General features: G+C 64.5%; 17 protein-coding genes. 13 read left to right on the top strand and 4 right to left on the bottom strand.

The window, feature by feature from the left end:
• Positions 1–56 precede the first annotated feature (56 nt).
• A complete protein-coding gene (gene zapE, locus EPN80_RS09625; protein WP_293026173.1) occupies positions 57–1,154 on the top strand; it encodes a cell division protein ZapE in 1,098 nt (365 codons plus the stop codon).
• A 4-nt stretch (positions 1,155–1,158) separates the two neighbouring features.
• On the opposite strand, the gene EPN80_RS09620 is transcribed toward zapE, so the two are convergent.
• Complete coding sequence (locus EPN80_RS09620; RefSeq protein WP_293026171.1) at positions 1,159–1,491, bottom strand: hypothetical protein; 333 nt, start codon at positions 1,489–1,491, stop codon at positions 1,159–1,161.
• A 185-nt stretch (positions 1,492–1,676) separates the two neighbouring features.
• Here EPN80_RS09620 and EPN80_RS09615 point away from each other — a divergent pair, with 185 nt between their 5' ends.
• The 4 genes from EPN80_RS09615 to EPN80_RS09600 all read left to right on the top strand — a co-directional run bounded on the left by EPN80_RS09615 (position 1,677) and on the right by EPN80_RS09600 (position 4,300).
• On the top strand, positions 1,677–2,294 hold the full coding sequence (locus EPN80_RS09615; protein WP_293026169.1) for a DUF2939 domain-containing protein: 618 nt from the start codon (positions 1,677–1,679) through the stop codon (positions 2,292–2,294).
• A 71-nt stretch (positions 2,295–2,365) separates the two neighbouring features.
• On the top strand, positions 2,366–2,782 hold the full coding sequence (locus EPN80_RS09610) for an MbcA/ParS/Xre antitoxin family protein (protein ID WP_293026167.1): 417 nt from the start codon (positions 2,366–2,368) through the stop codon (positions 2,780–2,782).
• A complete protein-coding gene (locus EPN80_RS09605; protein ID WP_293026165.1) occupies positions 2,779–3,465 on the top strand; it encodes an RES family NAD+ phosphorylase in 687 nt (228 codons plus the stop codon). The genes EPN80_RS09610 and EPN80_RS09605 overlap by 4 nt, the downstream gene beginning before the upstream one ends.
• Positions 3,466–3,820: 355 nt before the next feature.
• Positions 3,821–4,300 (top strand): DUF2147 domain-containing protein, encoded by a 480-nt coding sequence (locus tag EPN80_RS09600; protein WP_293026570.1) that lies wholly within the window; start codon positions 3,821–3,823, stop codon positions 4,298–4,300.
• A 111-nt stretch (positions 4,301–4,411) separates the two neighbouring features.
• Here EPN80_RS09600 and EPN80_RS09595 read toward each other — a convergent pair whose 3' ends face one another.
• Genes EPN80_RS09595 through EPN80_RS09585 form a run of 3 tightly spaced genes read right to left on the bottom strand, consistent with a single transcriptional unit; the run spans position 4,412 to position 7,758 of the window.
• Positions 4,412–5,077, bottom strand: coding sequence for a MarR family transcriptional regulator (locus EPN80_RS09595; protein ID WP_293026163.1), 666 nt, complete (start codon positions 5,075–5,077; stop codon positions 4,412–4,414).
• A 13-nt stretch (positions 5,078–5,090) separates the two neighbouring features.
• Complete coding sequence (locus EPN80_RS09590) at positions 5,091–6,245, bottom strand: collagen-like triple helix repeat-containing protein (protein WP_293026161.1); 1,155 nt, start codon at positions 6,243–6,245, stop codon at positions 5,091–5,093.
• Between the two features lie 55 nt (positions 6,246–6,300).
• Entirely contained in the window at positions 6,301–7,758 is a 1,458-nt protein-coding gene (locus tag EPN80_RS09585; protein WP_293026159.1) for a collagen-like triple helix repeat-containing protein, read from the bottom strand.
• A 1,269-nt stretch (positions 7,759–9,027) separates the two neighbouring features.
• On the opposite strand from EPN80_RS09585, the gene EPN80_RS09580 reads away from it, so the two are divergent.
• The 8 genes from EPN80_RS09580 (at position 9,028) to EPN80_RS09545 (ending at position 16,269) form a co-directional block, all read left to right on the top strand.
• The gene (locus EPN80_RS09580; protein ID WP_293026157.1) at positions 9,028–9,222 is read left to right on the top strand and encodes a Flp family type IVb pilin; all 195 of its coding nucleotides are present in this window, start codon (positions 9,028–9,030) and stop codon (positions 9,220–9,222) included.
• 32 nt (positions 9,223–9,254) lie between these two features.
• Positions 9,255–9,761, top strand: coding sequence for a prepilin peptidase (locus tag EPN80_RS09575; protein ID WP_293026155.1), 507 nt, complete (start codon positions 9,255–9,257; stop codon positions 9,759–9,761).
• A gap of 32 nt (positions 9,762–9,793) precedes the next feature.
• The gene (locus EPN80_RS09570) at positions 9,794–10,303 is read left to right on the top strand and encodes a TadE/TadG family type IV pilus assembly protein (protein ID WP_293026153.1); all 510 of its coding nucleotides are present in this window, start codon (positions 9,794–9,796) and stop codon (positions 10,301–10,303) included.
• Between the two features lie 33 nt (positions 10,304–10,336).
• Positions 10,337–11,260: a Flp pilus assembly protein CpaB gene (gene cpaB, locus EPN80_RS09565; RefSeq protein ID WP_293026152.1), complete on the top strand. Its 924-nt coding sequence runs from the start codon at positions 10,337–10,339 to the stop codon at positions 11,258–11,260.
• A gap of 85 nt (positions 11,261–11,345) precedes the next feature.
• Positions 11,346–12,653: a type II and III secretion system protein family protein gene (locus tag EPN80_RS09560; RefSeq protein ID WP_293026150.1), complete on the top strand. Its 1,308-nt coding sequence runs from the start codon at positions 11,346–11,348 to the stop codon at positions 12,651–12,653.
• 31 nt (positions 12,654–12,684) lie between these two features.
• Positions 12,685–13,986: a pilus assembly protein CpaE gene (locus tag EPN80_RS09555; protein ID WP_293026148.1), complete on the top strand. Its 1,302-nt coding sequence runs from the start codon at positions 12,685–12,687 to the stop codon at positions 13,984–13,986.
• 7 nt (positions 13,987–13,993) lie between these two features.
• Positions 13,994–15,349, top strand: coding sequence for a CpaF family protein (locus EPN80_RS09550; RefSeq protein WP_293026146.1), 1,356 nt, complete (start codon positions 13,994–13,996; stop codon positions 15,347–15,349).
• Positions 15,346–16,269 carry a type II secretion system F family protein gene (locus EPN80_RS09545; RefSeq protein ID WP_293026144.1) on the top strand — a complete coding sequence of 308 codons (924 nt, stop codon included), beginning with the start codon at positions 15,346–15,348 and terminating at the stop codon, positions 16,267–16,269. The genes EPN80_RS09550 and EPN80_RS09545 overlap by 4 nt, the downstream gene beginning before the upstream one ends.
• The last annotated feature ends 7 nt before the right edge of the window (positions 16,270–16,276 follow it).

The raw sequence follows: 16,276 nt of genomic DNA, 5'->3' as shown, positions 1-16,276 counted from the left end.
GGCGAAGCGAGGCAACCCGCTTCGCCTTCCTGATTTTTACTCCTTCCAACGCTGGCATGAACGTTCAGGAATACTATCGGCACGAATTGGCCGCGCGCGGTTACCAACCCGATGCCGCGCAACAGCGAGCGGTCGATCGGCTGCAGCGTTGCTATGATGAATGGTCGGCCTACAAGGCGCGCCGCTCCAGCACGCTGCGAAAACTGATCATCCGCCCCGAATTGCCCAAGGGCGTCTACATGTGGGGCGGGGTGGGGCGCGGCAAGAGCTTTCTGATGGACAGTTTCTATGCCGTGGTGCCGGTGCAGCGCAAAACGCGCCTGCATTTTCACGAGTTCATGCGGGAAGTGCATCACGAGCTGCTGATTCTCAAGGGCCAGGCCGACCCGCTCGACGAGCTGGCGCGCCGCATCGCCAAGCGTTTCCGGTTGATCTGTTTCGACGAATTCCATGTCTCGGACGTGGCCGATGCGATGATCCTGTATCGCCTGCTCGACCAGTTGTTCAAAAACGGCGTGCAATTCGTCATGACGTCCAACTATCGGCCCGATACGCTATACCCCGACGGGCTGCATCGCGACCGGCTGTTGCCGGCCATCGACCTGCTCAACGAGCAGCTCGATGTTCTTAATGTGGACGCTGGCGTCGACTATCGGCAACGGACGCTGTCGCAAGTTGAGGTCTATCACACGCCGCTGGGCGCGGCGGCCGACAAGGCGCTACGCGCGGCCTTCACGCATTTGGCCGAAGTGCCCGACGAGAGCCCGCTGTTGCATATCGAGCAACGCGAGTTGCGCGCGTTGCGCCGCGCGGGCGGCGTCGTTTGGTTCGATTTCCAGACCCTGTGTGGCGGGCCGCGCTCGCAGAACGACTATCTGGAACTCGCCAATCGCTTCCATACCGTGATCCTGTCGGGGGTGCCTCAAATGACGCCGCGCATGGCGTCCGAGGCGCGTCGCTTTACCTGGCTGGTCGACGTGTTTTACGACCACAAGGTCAAGCTGTTGATCTCGGCGGCGGTGCCCGCCGAGCAACTTTACCCCGAAGGCACGCTGGCCAACGAGTTCACCCGAACCGTTTCGCGTTTGATGGAAATGCAGTCCAGCGAGTATCTCGAAGCTCCCCGGCGAGTGGTCGACACCGGGCTCACCTAGGGGCTCACCTAGGGGCTGTCCTGCGGCTGCCGGCGCGCGATGACGGCCTTTTGCCCGGCGCCTGTTTTGACTGCGCGGCTTGCTCGTGGTCCTGCAAGTGACGATAGATATCGGCTCGCAAGTCGCCGTGCGGCCTGAACTCGTGTTGCGCGCCGGCGTGTGCCGGCGCCGTGCCGCCAGCCAGAAAGGCCGGGCCGCCAGGGTAGTGCGCCGGCGTGTATCTGCTGCTCGCGGCGACCGTCGATTCGCCGCTGGCCAGTACGGTGATCGGCGCCGTCCCGAGACTGCAAAGCAGTGCCGCAAACGCGACAACGTGCATTGATAAGGCATGACTCATGAATGGTCCAGGAAGCGGCAAATACGGTTCGTCATTCTTTTCTCTTTGTCTCCAGCCTAGGAGAGTGGCGCGCGCGGTACTGTAAAACTTTGTAATTCTGTGTAAATCGATCGCCGCCGGGCGATCGCGCCAGGCAGCCTGAGTTAAGATCGACATCGGCTATCTTCTTTACCGGTGACATATCCATGCGTAAGAAAATCTGGACAGGTGCCGTTCTCGCGGCGATCCTGGCGTTCGCCGCAGCCGTGGCCATATCCCCGTATTGGGCGCTCGAACGCATCAAGCGCGCCGCAGACCAGCACGACGCGACAACATTGTCCGCTTATGTCGACTTCCCGCAGGTGCAGGACAGTCTGAAAACCTCATTACGCGAGTCGCTGCGCCAGCAAATGAATCGCCGGTCGCAGAATCCGCTCGAGGGTTTTGCCTTGGCGTTGGGCGGCTGGGTCTCCGACCGCATGGTCGAGGCTTTGTTGACGCCGCAAAGCATCGCCGCGCTGATGCGCGGCGAGACCGTATCGCCGCTGGAATCGCCAGGCAACCCGCCTGCGACGGTGCCGCCGCCGACAGCTTCCGTCCCGCCAGGTACATCCGCGCAACCCGCCGCACCGGCCCCGGCGTTGTCCGAGGCGGGCGCAAGCGACAATCAGCGCGCGAATTTGACGGCCGGTTATGAGGATTTCAGTCATTTCGTGATTCGCGTCTATCGCCGTGGCCAGCCCGACAAGCCGGTGCTGTTCACCATGACGCGCCAGGGACTGTTCGACTGGAAGTTGACGGCGATCCAACTGCCGCCCTTGTGATTGGTTTTTGGCAATAACGGCAATTTCGTCCTAAAATGGACTCATAGTCTATTTATGGATAAATTCTCGTCATGCCGCGACCGCAAGCAAACCCGCCGAACCGCGCGCAGCCCGATCTCAAGGCCATGTCCGCGGCGGGCTTGCGCGCTTTTTTCAATATTGCTCGTGACTGGGCGCTGTCGACCGAGCAGCAAATCGTGCTGCTGGGCTCGCCCGGCCGTTCGACATTTTTCAAATGGCGTGCCGCGCCAGACAAGGCGCAACTGGGCCACGACACGCTCGAGCGTCTTTCCTACCTGCTGGGGATCTACAAAGCGCTGCAGATTCTCCTGCCGGATCCTGTGGCGGCCGACGCCTGGCTGAAGAAATCCAATGCGGCGCCCCTGTTCGTCGGTCGAAGCGCACTCGATCGCATGCTCAGCGGCAATGTCAGCGATTTGTTCGTCGTGCGACAGTATCTCGACGCCGCGCGCGGCGGATGGGCATGACCTATCCACGCGTATTGATCGAATGGCGGCCCGGCTACCGGGTCGTGCCTACGCGCTATCCGGCGGTGAACCTGTTCGACCGGGTCGCCGATGCCGACGACTTCGATGCGCTTTACGCGCTCGAAGCCATGACCAATGAGCGACTGCGCGACGAATTGGGCGAGATTGGCCGGGTGCCTGCGCAAGAGCGCCTGTATGGCCCCGGATCAGGGCCAATCATGGCCGCTCTCACGCACCTGAACCCGGCCGGCAGCCGATTTGCCGACGGTACTTACGGGGTGTTCTACGCCGCCCGCGTGCAACGCACCGCGATCGCCGAAACCGTCTACCACAGCACGCTTTTCCTTCAGGCGACGCAGGAGCGCGCGATGCAATTGCAAATGCGCCTGTACCGTGTCGGGGTTCGCGGCGAGGCAGTCGATTTGCGACAGGCCAGCCGCGAGATGCCGGCGATCGTCGATCCGCACAGCTATGCGGCAGGGCAGCGTATTGGCCGGCAGTTGCGCGACGAGGGCGCTCCTGGCGTGCTCTATCCGAGCGTGCGGGATCCGGGCGGCGAGTGCGTTGCGGCGTTTCGCACGGCGTTGCTTCGCCATTGCGTGCATGCCGCGTATCTCGTCTACCACTGGGACGGCCAGCGCATCGCCGAGGTCTACCGGCTCGCTCGCATGAGTCGGAACTGACGGTTTCATCACCGCAGGCGAATGCTCCGCGCTTGCCTGGGTATTCATGTCGGACCTCGGGCCGAGTAATCTCTTGAACATCGGGATATCCGGGCCGTCTCGCCCTCTGGCGACCGGAGTCGCCGAATCAGCCGTGAAGCCCTGCGGTCTCGTTTATCGCCGCGAGTCGATCGATTCTCGCCATCGGGGTGCCCCGCCGCGAGGGCGCAGGGTGGGGGCATGAACTGCCGGCGACGGGTCTCGACTAGAGCCCTTCCTCTGCACATTGCGCCGATCTTGTCGTACTCTTGACGATGGTGCCGTATCGCATGCGGCACCCTACAAAATCATTCGATTCAATTGGGAGGAAGACATGATGCGTTTCTCGATTTCAAGCACCCGAGCGCGCCGCGCCGGCATGCAACTGGCAGTGGCGGCAGCCTTGATCGGCAGTGGCGCGGTTACCTGGGCTCAGGCAACCGACAGCCCGGTGGGCGTGTGGCGTACGATCGACGACAAGACCGGCAAGCCCAAGGCGTTGATCAAGATCGTCGAGCAAAACGGCGAATACACAGGCACCATTATCAAGGGGCTCGAACCCAACGATGATCCGAATCGCGTTTGCACCGCCTGCACGGGGGCGCGCAAGGGCCAGAAGATGCTCGGCATGGAAATCATGGAGGGCATTCACAAGGATGGCGACGTCTATGATGGCGGCCATATCCTCGATCCGGAAAACGGCATGAACTATAGCTGCAAGCTCAAAGTCGTGGACGGCGGGCAGAAGCTGAAGGTGCGCGGCTACCTCGGCATTTCACTGCTGGGGCGCACGCAGACCTGGATCCGAGAACAGTAATTTCAACGATTCGCACGACGAAATAAAGCGCCCGCCGAATGGCGGGCGCTTTGTTTCATGCCCGATAACCGACACCCCCCATCCGGCAAACTGCAACGGGGCAAGCCTGCCTCATGGCGACGACTTGCTTTTGGGTTCCCCCTTGGGTTTGCGAGCGTTGGCCGCCCCGTTCTGATGCGACTCGATGCGAAGCCGAAGCGTTTCGCTTTTCAGCGTCCGGATGCTTTGCACCAGGAAATCGTGAATCGCCGCGAGTTCGTTGTGATCGTAAGCCGCACTGATGGCCGTAATCTCGCGCGTGATCGATGAGAGGAAACGCGAAATTTCCTCGCAGCGCTCTGCGACCGGGTGGACCACTACGATGCGCCGATCGCTGGGATCCTTCTCGCGCTCGACGAAGCCGGCGCGCTCCAGTCGATCGATGACGGTCGTGATGCCGCCGGAGCTTACGCTCATGAGCTCGGCCAATTGCCCCGCGGTGACCGACTCCAGTTCGAGAATCAAGTCGAGTGCATTGAGGTCCGTCATGTTCAGCCCCAACTGGTCGGCCAGCGCGGCGTGATACAAGGCGGTATAGACGCTCAGACGGCGGCCCAGCGAGCGGGCAATGCCATTGAGCAGGTCGCCGCGATTCGATTGTCGGTCATTCATAGTGGGGACGGATGAGCAAAACGGCGAAACGGTCGCCTCGAACGGCGCCACGGAGTCCGCGGCGCCGCTTGCGAGGTCGCCATGGCCGCTAAAGAAAGCGCCGATATCGTGGGCATAGCGAGCCATGATCTGTTCCCCCTCATTTGGTGGCGGTTACACCGCCCAGCGTGCTCAGCAAGCTGGTGACGGGGGCGAGCAGGCCGCCAACGCCGCCTGACCCGCCGGTGCTGCCGAGCAGGCTCGTCACCGGCGCCAGCGGGCTGCTGCCGCCGCTACCGGCGGCTCCGCCCAGCCCGCCGAGCAGGCCGGTCACGGGTGCCAACGGATTACCGCTGGCGCCGGCGCCGCCCAAACCGCCGAGTGCGCCGGTCACCGGGGCCAGCGGATTGCCCGTGGTGCCGCTACCGCCGCCGCTCAAGCTGCCTCCGAAGTTGCCGAGCAAGCCGCCGAGCGGATTCACGCTACCCGAGCCGGTGCTGCCGTTGAGCAGACCGCCAGCGCTCGCCACCGTATTGCCCAGCGCGCCGACGGTCAAGCCCAAGTCGCCAACGAACGGTGCCGGGGCCGACGCGGTCACTTGCTGACCGACCGTGGCGACCGCGCCGCCCACAGTGCCAAGCAGGCCCGCCAGAGGGCTGCCAAGACCGGTGGTGCCGCCCACCGTCTGTGTCGTGTTGGCCAAGGTGTCGGTGATCGGTGTGACCGCCGAACTCAACGCCGTGGTCAATTGCTTGACCGGGCCGCCGGCCACTGACTGACCAAGAATGCTGCCGCCCGCCACACCGGCCTGGCCGACCTCGCTGACAACATTGCCGAGCGCGCCGGTCAGGCCCGCCACTGGCGTATTGGCCAACGGACCGCTTTGGCCCACGCCGGACACGGCGCTGCCCAGATTGATGCCGGCGTTGCCCAGGTCAGTCACCACGTTACCGGTGCTGGCCACGGTGGTTCCCACTGGGTCGGACGACGCGCCGAGTTGTCCCAATCCATTCGAGATCCCGGTGCCGAGGTCGGACACGGCGGTGCCGGTCGAGGCAAGCGAGTTGCCAAGACCCTGGGTGGTTTGCGTGCTGACGACCGGCAGGTTGGTGCTCGCCGCTTGTTTGCCCAGCGCGGTGACAGCGTTACCGGCACTGCTGACGACGCCGCCCAGCGAGCCCGTGGTGGTGCCAATCGCGTTGGGGGTCGTGCTGCCGGTGGTGTCGGCCGCGCCGCCGCCGCCGCCGCCGCAACCGCTCAGGGCGAAAGTAGCGCAGGCCGCGGCCGCGAGCAGTGTTTTGGAAGTCGTGATCATGATGGTCTCCTGATGTCCTTGAATACGAAAATATGTCGATGAATTTGAGATTGGGTTAGAGCTTGCCGAGCAAGCCGGTGATCGGCGCCAGCGGGTTGCTACCCGTGCTGCCTGTGCTGCCTGTGGCGCTGCCGAGGGCGCCAGTGACGCTGCTCACCAGCCCGGTGACCGGCGCCAGCGGGCTGGTGCTGCCCGTGCTGCCCGCTGCGCCGCTAAGCGCGCCGGTGACGGTGTTCACCAGCCCGGTGACTGGCGCCAGCGGGTTGCTGCCGGTGCCACCCGCCGCGCCGCCGAGCGCGCCAGTCAGGCTGTTCACCAGTCCGGTGACCGGTGCCAGCGGGCTGCTGCCCGAGCCGCCCGCGGCGCCGCCGAGTGCGCCGGTCAGGCTGTTCACCAGCCCGCTCACCGGGGCCAGCGGGCTGCTGCCGGTGGCGCCGCCAAGCGCGCCCGTCAGGCTGCCGACCAGTCCGGTGACCGGCGCCAGCGGGCCGCTGCCGCTACCCCCGGTGGCGCCGCCCAGCGAGCCGCCGAGGCTGCCGAGCACGCCGCTGAGCGGACTGCCGGCGCTCGAGCCGCCCGCGCCGTTGACGACGCCTCCCAGGCTGGCCACCGTATTGCCCACGCCGCTGACGATGCCGCCGACGTCCTTGGCGATCGGGTTATTGACGCTGCCGCCCAATTGAATGCCGGCCGAATTGACCGCGCCGCCCAGTGTCGCGAGCAGGCCATTGACCGGCGAGCCAAGGCCGGTAGTGCTGCCGATGGTCTGGGTCGTGCCGGTGACGGTCGCAGTGATCGGCGTGATCGCTTGACTGAGGTCGGTCGTCAACTGTTCGACAGGGCCGGAGCTGACGGCCTGCGTCAGGGTGTTGCCCTCGGTGACGCCCAGTTGACCAATACTCGACACGGTGCTGCCAAGCAGGCCGGTCAGCCCCGCGACCGGCGTAGCTGCCAGCGGCCCGCTCTGCCCCAGGCCGCTGATGCCGCTGCCAAGGCTTTGCCCCGCGGCGCCAAGATCTGCTACGGCGCCGCCAACGCTGGCCACGGTCGGATTCAGGGGGTCGCTCGTTGCGCCAAGTTGGCCAACGCCGTTGGTCAACCCGTTGCCCAGCGCGGAAACCGCGTTCCCCGTATCGACCACGGCGTTACTCAGGCCCTGGGTCGTTTGCGTGCTCACGCCGGGTACCGGAACCGTGCCAAGGGCCGTGCCGATATCCGAGACCGTCTGACCGGCCTGCGATACGACGCCGGTCCCGGCGGTGCTGGCCACCGTGCCGATGGGGTTGACGCTGGCGCTGGTGCCACCACCACCACCACCGCTTGGCGTGGTGGTGCCGGTGGTGCTACTGCCCGGGTTGCCCCCCGTGGTGGGACTGCCGCCGGTCGTGCTGCCACCGCCGCCGAGCGAACTGCTCATGGTGCCCGAGCCATCCGAGGCGCAGCCGGCCAGGGCCAGCAGCGCGCTGGCGCAAGCTGCGACGGCGAGTTTCCTGTTGATATTGAAATGGTTCATGATCGTTCCCCCATTGATCAGATCGAGCGCGTGCCGAGCGCGAGGCGCGCCAACGCTGTTCGGCTGGTGTGGTAAGTGAAATGGTGTTGCCCGAGCGGCGTGAAAAATTGCCGTGAAAAACGCACTGCCGAGCCGCTGGGCTTCTCGCAGGGCAAAAACGGAGCGGCGGTGGCGCGTACGCCACCGCCTTTGCATCCGCCCCTCCCTGGGCTCCCGCAACTACGTTCGGTATCGCCTTGGGCTGCATCGCGCGCCGCTGCATAAATCATCGCGGCGCGAATCGAGCGTCCATATTGTTTTGTCCTGCGAAATAACATGTCTCCCCCATCGTGTTGCTGTCCTGATACAGGGGAAGAGCAATATCAATGCCAACTCCCTGCCGGAGTGGCGCCAGGGAATTAGATTAAAAACTCTAAACAACCGCAAACGCTTGGTTTTATTTGAAAAAAGAAATTCAAGAATCTCCAATTTCGAAGTAAATGCGATCCGGGAAATGACTCGGCAAGGGCTTGGTGCAGTGTAAAAAAGGGGGTTACACGTTACGAGTTACGGGGGGTGTTACGTAACACCCAGGTCTGGCGCGGATCGTTGTGGCGCGGGCCGTTCAGCCCATCCGATGCCGAGTCGGCGGGGAAAAGTCAAGAACCTCAGCGTTATTTAACAATTTGATTTGAAACGCGAAAGAAGCGTCGAAAAGGAACGTCGGGCTAGGGGGGATTGGGCCGGCGGTAAACCTTCAAATGCGGGGATAAAACGCGTGTTTTGCGCGCCATTCGGTTATCCTGATTTTCCCCAATGCATATTGCGCAAAAAACATTTTGGAGTAATGTAGGGCCGTGCCTTACATTAACGAATTCTTACATTTGACTAAAGCTTCAATAGGAATTCTTTAGTAATACATGGATAATTGATTTCAGAGTTGCAAGAAAACGCCGACACAGGTATTTAAAACATTCAGTCAATAAAGAACCCTGTCAAGGGTCATTCCGCAAAAAGGCCGATCCCGGATGCGCTTGCTTCCGTCGTGCCCTGTTGCGGGCGTGCGTTGAAAGCGAAGGGAGCGGGGCGGCCAATGTATCCGGAAATTATCAACAGCGAGATTGCTGGCGCGTTTGCCCGGCAAAAGGCGCCCCATGCCGGGCGCTGCGCAATCCATGGTTACCCGCGAAGCGCGTCTGTGCCCATCGTGTCGGGTTGGCAGTCGTGCGTGCCATCTTGATTAAGGCGAAGGAAGTTTTAATTTCAGTAGGGCTGGAACAGGAGATTGTCATGAAAACCAAAATTATTCAGTTTCTGCGCGAAGAAGACGGCGTTACCACGCTGGAGTATGGCGTGCTTGCCGCCGTGGTGGCGGTGGTCATCGGATCGGTCTTCTACACCGAGTTCAGCAGCACGCTGACGAACCTGCTCGGCCTGGTGGACACGAAGGTGACGAACGCGGCGGGTGCGTCCGGCGCGGGCTGAGGTTGAGTTGCGACGCCAGGCGGAGCAAGCCTTTGCTTTCCCACGTGCCACTGCTGTTGCTCACCGTCCTGTGCGTGCCGGTGCTGTGCACCGATTTGCTGGCGCGCCGTGTGCCCAACACGCTACTGGTGGCGATCGTCGTGCTGCAAGGCGGCTGGCTGGCCTGGCAACTGATGCTGGGGGGCTCCTGGCAAGGCGCCGCGGCACATCTGCTTGGTCTGGGCCTCGGTTTGCTGGCACTGTTGCCTTTCTGGGTGATTGGCTGGATGGGGGCAGGGGACGTCAAGCTGTTTGCCGTCATCGGCTTGCTGCTGGGTTATCGCATGCTGCTGCCGGTGTGGGGGCTCGCCTCGCTGCTCAATGGCATGGCGTTGGTGGCGCTGTGGCTGGCGCGCAGCCGCCCGGCGCTGACACTGGTCGAGGCGAAGCTGGCCGGACATCCGTGCGGCGAGCGCTTGCGACAGATGCGCGCGGGGCGTCGCGGCATGCCGTACGCCGCGTTTCTGGCGCTCTCGGCGCTGGTGATCGCGAGCATTTGAGACGGTGACGAAATGCGGGCTCGAGGAGGAACATGCAGTGCACGCTAAAGCGGGCCGGGGCGACTAGCCACCAGGCGCCGCGCCAACAACGGGGGGTCGCGGCCATCGAATTCATGCTCATCATGGCGCTGTTGCTGCCGGCGTTTTACGTGGGGGTAGCCTTTGCCGTCACGCTGCTGGCGCAGCAAATGGTGACCCAAGCCACTGCCGAGGGGGCTCGCGCCGCGCTGCGTGGCTGCTCGCTGGCCGACCGGGAGAACCTGGCGACCCAGGCGGTGCGCAATGACCTGTCGTGGCCGGCCGTGCCGGTGGGCCAGCCGCAGTTCGTGCAAGACGCTCAGTATCCGTGTCCCGCCGACGGCACCACCAGCGCGAGCACGCCGACGCAATGCATCCTGCACGTCACGCTGTCGGTCAAGCAGCAGTTGGTGGCGAATTGGCCGGGACTGGGCGATCTGATACCGCAGACTTTGAATGCGAGTGCGGCGGTCACGCTCAACACCTCCGATCTGGGCGCTGGCAGCACGTGCGTGAGCGGCTGAAGCGCGCCGCGATTTCCAACCCGACAAAAATCCATGAACAAAGCCACCAAGATCATCGCTGCCGCGCTGGTGTTAGCCGGCCTGGCGCTTGCCGTGCTCGCGCTCATCCTGGGGCGCCGGCACGCGCCGCCGGCGCCGCTTGCGGGCTCGCCGGCATTGGCCGAGCAGCACGCGGTGGTGGTGGCGGCGCAAGCGCTGCCGCCGGGCGTGCCGATCACGGCCGCCGCGCTCAAGCTCACCCCGATGACCCATCCCCCGGCCGGCAGTTACGCCAACGCCGCCGATGTCATCGGACAAGTGCCGGTAGTGGCGGTGGCCGCCGGCGCGCCGATCATGCCCGGCACGCTGGCGCATGGCCTGGCGACTCAATTGGCCGATGGCGAGCGTGCCGTGGCGGTGCCGGTCAACGCGCTGTCCGCCGTGGGCAACCGTATCAAGCCGGGCGACTACGTCGATGTGTTCTTCTCGCTGCGACTTGGCCAGAACGCCGCGGTTACCCAGTCGCGTCTGCTGGCCTCGCGGGTGCGCGTGCTGGCCTATGGCGCCGCGACGCTCGACAATCGCAACGGCGATGCCAAGAAGGGCGCGGCTGCTGCGCCGGCGTCCACCGCCGTGCTCGCGGTGCCGGTCGATGGCGTCAACCGGCTGGTGCTGGCTGCACAAAACGGCAAGCTGACGCTGGCGTTGCGCGCGCCGAACGATGACGATGTGTCCGATCCCGCCCTGTTTCCGCGGCCCGCTTCGGTGCTGATGGCCAGAAACAATCTCGATCCGGCGCAGCGTGAGGCGCTGCAAAACCCTGATAACCGGGCCTTCGCGGGGCTGGCGCTGGGGCAGTTGTCGGGCAAGGGCGACGCGGCACTCCCGGCACCGGCCGTGCATGCCGATGGCGCAGCACGGCGCGAACGAACCGTGCAGGTGATCCGGGGGGCGCGCCAGCAGGCGGAGCCTTATTGATTCGGTAGCCGAAACAAGTGAGTCAATCCAGCTCGCGCGACATGCAACCGGCACCTACGACAGGAAGATCCACGACACGATGAAGATGAGCCCGATACGCTACGCAAGATTTCTCGCCGGCATGCTGCTGATGGGTATGGCCTGGTGCGCCGTTGCTGCCGGCGGTGACGCGTCGACGCTGGTGCTGGGCCTGCATGAACAGCGCGAACTGCCGCTGCCGGGTGGGCTGGCGCGCATCGCGGTGGCTGATCCGGCAGTGGCCGACGTGCTGGTGCTGCGCGGCGAGGGCGGCGCGCGTGGCGGCGTGCTGCTGGTCGGCAAAAAGGCCGGCACCACGACGGTGACCGCGTGGCAGCGCAACGGGACGACTCGCGTGTGGCACGTGCAGGTGCGCGGCGCGCTCGAATCGGCACTGTCGCCGCAACAGGCGCGCGGCGGCGCCTCGCTCACGGTCAGCGACGGCGCCGCGGTGATCGGCGGGCAGGCATCCTCGATGCTGTCGCACCAGCGTACGGCCGCGGCTGCGGACGACGCGGCCGGCAGCAAGGGCCACGTGCTCGACACCTCGACCGTGGGCACGGGCGGCGTGGTCCAGGTCGACGTGAAGATCGTCGAATTCAGCAAGACCGCGCTCAAGCAAGCCGGTTTCGGCTTCCTCCTGCAGCACAACGGCAAGAATGGCCCGTCGGGCATCAGCGGCAGCGGCGGACCGCTATCGAACGCCTTCAACCTGGTGATCGCGCCTACCTCCGGCTGGCTGCACTTTGCCGGTAACCTGAGCTTTCTGCAAAGCAACGGGCTCGCGCGCGTGCTGGCCGAGCCGACCCTGGTGGCGCTGTCCGGACAGAGCGCCAGTTTCCTGGCCGGCGGTGAGCTGCCGATTCCCGAGTCGGGCGGCCTGGGTACCACCGATATCGTCTACAAGCCCTACGGGATCGGCTTGACGGTCACGCCGACGGTGCTCTCGAATGATCGCATCGCCTTGAAGGTCGCGCCCGAGGCCAGCGAGATCGATTTCAGCAATGCGATTACCACCAACAGTATTCAGATTCCCGCCATCACGACGCGCCGGGCCGATACCACGGTGGAGCTTGGCGATGGCGAGAGCTTCGTGATCAGTGGTCTGGTCTCGCGCACCACGATGTCGAATGTCGATAAGGTGCCGTTGCTGGGCGACCTGCCCATTATCGGCACTTTCTTTCGCAGTCTTCAGTATTCGCAAGATGAAAAGGAACTGGTGATTATCGTTACGCCGCATTTGGTCAAGCCGATCGCCAAGGGAGTGGCGTTGCCGCTGCCCGGGCAGGACCGCGAACAGCACAACGGTCCGGTGTGGGGCGATTACCTGATGGGCGCGGCCGGCTCCTCGGAAGTGCCGGGTTTCTCGAAATAAATGCGGTAGCGGGGTGTGTGAGGGCACTTAAATGAATGCTCCAAGCAAAATACTCAATTCCATGACCGAGCTGCATCGTTTTCTCTTTTGCTCATCGCACGGCGCGCACGGCCAGTGGCTCTCCGGCGCGCTGCGCGACGCCGGCATCCTGCTGCAGGAGAACGATCGACCGGCGCTGTTGCAGCAGCGCGTCATGGACCTCGATCCGCAGGTGGTGCTGCTCGATTTCTCGGGCGACCCCGATCCCGCCGGGTCCCACCAGAGCGGTGCGGACGGCATTGCTTACGCCACCGAACTGGCCAAGGTGCTGACGCGTTGCGCGCCTGCCTTGCCGCTGGTGGCCGTCGGCTCGACTACATGCCCCGAGGGTGCGGTTGCCGCCTTGCGCGCCGGCGTGCATGAATTCATCGACATGTCGCGCGGTGCCGACGAGGCGCTGGAGGTGGTGCGCCGCGTGCTCGAAGGCGTTCACGCCGCGCCGGCGGCGGCGCCATTGCGTCACGGCCGGTTCGTCGTGCTGCTGGGCGTGCGCCCGGGCGTCGGCTGCAGCACGCTCAGCGCCCATTTGACGCATATGCTGCAGGCGCATGGCCTCAAGAGTCACGGCGAGTCATCGCCAGGGGCGACGGGCGCGCCATTGACCAGTCACGCGGCGCTGCTCGATCTTGGGCTGCCGGCCGGTGATTGCTCGCTGTATCTCAACACGCAAAGCGACTTCAATTTTGCCCAAGCCGTGCTTAACTTGCGGCGACTCGACGAGACGCTGGTGCATACCGCCATGGGTCACCATGGCAGCGGCTTCGTGGTGTTGCCGCTGCCACGCGATCTTGCTGAAATGCGCAGCGTCGCGCATGCCGATGCACTGGCGCTCACGGACCGGCTGCGCGGCTTTTTCGATGTCACGGTGGCGGACCTCGGCGGATTTTCCAACACGGCGTTCCTCGCGAACCTGGCCCGCGCGGCAGACGAAGTGTGGCTGGTGACCGACCAGAGTGTCGGAGCGATCGTGTCGCTGGCGACGCTGTTGCGCGAGCTCGACGAGAGCGGCGTGCCGCGTAGCGCCATGCAATTGGTGGTCAACCGTTACGACCCGCGCTACGGCATGGCGGCCGACCAGATTGCGCGGCGCTTCGAGTTGCCGCTGTGCGGGGTCTTGCCGGACCGGCCGGTGGCGCTGCTGGCGGCGGCCAACCAAGGCAAATTGACGTGCGAGACCGCGCCCCAGGATGCCTATGTGCGTGCCCTCAAACCGTTGGCCGAACGACTATCCGGCCCCGGCCCGGCTCAGCTGCCGCAGGGTCGCCGCTGGCTTGGCAAATTGATGAGAAAGTGACTTCGACATGAGCGATGCGATTGAATTTGCCGACGACAACCGCGCGTTTGCACAGACGCAACAATTCCAGGACATCAAGAATGCCGCGCACGAGCACCTGCTCAGCCGTATCGAGGAGCTTGGCGCCGAGTTCGGGCGCTGGACGCGCGGCGCGATCCAGCAGTTCGTCGACCTGGAGATGGACAGCTTCGCCAGACTGCGTCGAATCCCGATCAACGAGTCCGAGCTGCGCCAGGTCGCCGATGCGCTGACCAAGGAGCTGGCGGGGTTCGGCCCGATCGAGGACCTGCTCAACGACCCGCTGGTCGAAGACATATTGATCAACGGCTACAACGATGTCTATGTGTCGCGTCATGGCGTGCTGCAGCACGAGCCGGTGCGCTTTGCCGATAACCAGCATCTGCTGAGAATCGTGCGTCGCATTCTGGCGCCGATCGGCCGCCGGCTCGATGAATCGAACCCGATGGTCGATGCGCGGCTGCCCGACGGCGGCCGGCTGAACGTGGTGATCGAGCCGCTGGCGGTGGACGGGCCGGTGGTGTCGATCCGCAAATTTCGCAAGGATCCGCTCAAGCCTGCCGACTTGCTGGCACTGGGCAGCTTCAACGAGGAAATCTACGCATTGCTCGACGCGGCGGTGAAGGCGCGCTGCAGTATCCTGGTCTCGGGCGGCACCAGCTCGGGCAAGACGTCGCTGCTCAATGCGCTGGCCAGTTTCATTCCGAGCACCGAGCGCGTCGTGACCATCGAGGACACCGCCGAGCTGTCGCTGGCCCACCCGCACGTAGTGCGCATGGAGGCGCGTCAGGGCGGCTACGAAGGCACCGGCGAGGTGACCATCCGCGACCTGATTCGCAACAGCTTGCGCATGCGTCCGGACCGCATCATCGTCGGCGAAGTGCGCGGCGCCGAGGTGCTGGAAATGATGCAGGCGATGAACACCGGACATGAAGGCTCGATGGGCACCATCCACGCTAACTCGCCGCGTGAGTGCCTGTACCGGCTGGAGATGCTGGCGGGGTTCGCCGGCTTCCAGGGCAGCGAGGCGAGCCTGCGCCGGCAAATCGCCAGCGCGCTCGATTTCATTGTGCAGATCGGCCGCCTCTCGAGCGGACGGCGGCGGATTCTATCGATCACCGAGGTCACCGGCGTGAGCGACGCGGTGATCTCGACCCAGGAACTCTATCGGCACGAGGCTTACATCGCGCCCGACGGCGAGGAAAAGGATCGCTGGGTGGCGCTTGGCATTCAGCCGCATTCGCCGAAACTGCAGCGCTTTCGGGAGCTGGCGCGCGGCGCGCCATCTGTGGCGCCGGATGGTGGCGGCAGCGGCGGGTTCTTCGGGCGGGGGCGCAACAAATGAGTATCTTCCTGTGGCTTGGCTGCGCAGGGTTGCTGTTGCTCGGCGGCGGCCTGGAGCTATGGCGCCGCGCGACTGTGCAGGCGCAGCACCAGGCCACGCGAGCATTCATCGAGCGGCAGGTCGCCGCCAGCGTGCCAATGAAAGAGGCCGCCGCACAAACGGCGCCGGCCTGGCGCATGCGTCAGCAGGCGCGCCCCTGGGAAGGTTTTTTCGAGCGCGCCGGCGTGTTGCCGGGCGCGGGATTTTACGCGCAGTGGCTGGTTCCGGCGGCGGTGGTCGCCGCGCTGGCCCTGCTGATCGGCGGCGTGCTGTCGGCGGTAGTGGCGCTCGGGCTCTATGCCTTGCTCGTGTATTTCCGTTTTTGGTTCAAGGCCGAGAAGCGCTACCAGGTGATCGTGCGGCAACTGCCGTCGTTTCTGGACAGCATGGTGCGGCTGCTGACGGTTGGCAACAGCCTGCCATCGGCCTTCCAGACGGCGGCAGGCAATACCGAGGATCCGCTGGCGGGGCTGTTGCTGCGTGCGGTATCGCAGGTGCAGGCCGGCATGGATCTCGACATGGCGCTGGTTCAGGTTGCGCGGGTGCATCGCATCGACGAGCTGTTTCTGTTTGCCGCCATCGTCGATCTGAGTACGCGCTTTGGCGGGCGCGCGGATCAAATCCTTGCCCGCATGGCCGCCTTCATGCGCGACCGCGAGCAGGCCCAGCAGGAGCTGTCGTCGCTGTCCTCGGAGACGCGCGTCTCGGCATGGGTGCTGGCGCTGCTGCCGATTTGCGTCGCGGGTTTTCTGATGATGCTCAATCCGAGCTTTTTTGAACCCATGCTCTACACCTCGTCGGGCCAGCAAATGCTGTTGATGGGGCTCGGCCTGGAACTGCTGGGCGGCTTTTTGCTGTACCGCCTGGCAAAGTCGATCTGAGGCGACC

This window comes from Pandoraea sp. (genome assembly GCF_004297875.1).
Taxonomy (GTDB): Bacteria; Pseudomonadota; Gammaproteobacteria; order Burkholderiales; family Burkholderiaceae; genus Pandoraea.
The sequence above is the reverse complement of the archived record's forward strand: the minus strand, read 5'-3'. Positions and strand labels throughout refer to the sequence as shown.

Bases quoted from the DNA above. Each gene is read 5' to 3' on its own strand.
- EPN80_RS09605 (WP_293026165.1), top strand. From the start codon at position 2,779: ATGACCTATCCACGCGTATTGATCGAATGGCGGCCCGGCTACCGGGTC.
- EPN80_RS09610 (WP_293026167.1), top strand. From the start codon at position 2,366: ATGCCGCGACCGCAAGCAAACCCGCCGAACCGCGCGCAGCCCGATCTC.
- EPN80_RS09595 (WP_293026163.1), bottom strand. From the start codon at position 5,077: ATGGCTCGCTATGCCCACGATATCGGCGCTTTCTTTAGCGGCCATGGC.
- EPN80_RS09550 (WP_293026146.1), top strand. From the start codon at position 13,994: ATGAGCGATGCGATTGAATTTGCCGACGACAACCGCGCGTTTGCACAG.
- EPN80_RS09585 (WP_293026159.1), bottom strand. From the start codon at position 7,758: ATGAACCATTTCAATATCAACAGGAAACTCGCCGTCGCAGCTTGCGCC.
- EPN80_RS09600 (WP_293026570.1), top strand. From the start codon at position 3,821: ATGCGTTTCTCGATTTCAAGCACCCGAGCGCGCCGCGCCGGCATGCAA.
- EPN80_RS09560 (WP_293026150.1), top strand. From the start codon at position 11,346: ATGAGCCCGATACGCTACGCAAGATTTCTCGCCGGCATGCTGCTGATG.
- EPN80_RS09555 (WP_293026148.1), top strand. From the start codon at position 12,685: ATGAATGCTCCAAGCAAAATACTCAATTCCATGACCGAGCTGCATCGT.
- EPN80_RS09545 (WP_293026144.1), top strand. From the start codon at position 15,346: ATGAGTATCTTCCTGTGGCTTGGCTGCGCAGGGTTGCTGTTGCTCGGC.
- EPN80_RS09620 (WP_293026171.1), bottom strand. From the start codon at position 1,491: ATGAGTCATGCCTTATCAATGCACGTTGTCGCGTTTGCGGCACTGCTT.
- EPN80_RS09570 (WP_293026153.1), top strand. From the start codon at position 9,794: ATGCAGTGCACGCTAAAGCGGGCCGGGGCGACTAGCCACCAGGCGCCG.
- EPN80_RS09580 (WP_293026157.1), top strand. From the start codon at position 9,028: ATGAAAACCAAAATTATTCAGTTTCTGCGCGAAGAAGACGGCGTTACC.
- EPN80_RS09615 (WP_293026169.1), top strand. From the start codon at position 1,677: ATGCGTAAGAAAATCTGGACAGGTGCCGTTCTCGCGGCGATCCTGGCG.
- EPN80_RS09590 (WP_293026161.1), bottom strand. From the start codon at position 6,245: ATGATCACGACTTCCAAAACACTGCTCGCGGCCGCGGCCTGCGCTACT.
- cpaB (WP_293026152.1), top strand. From the start codon at position 10,337: ATGAACAAAGCCACCAAGATCATCGCTGCCGCGCTGGTGTTAGCCGGC.
- zapE (WP_293026173.1), top strand. From the start codon at position 57: ATGAACGTTCAGGAATACTATCGGCACGAATTGGCCGCGCGCGGTTAC.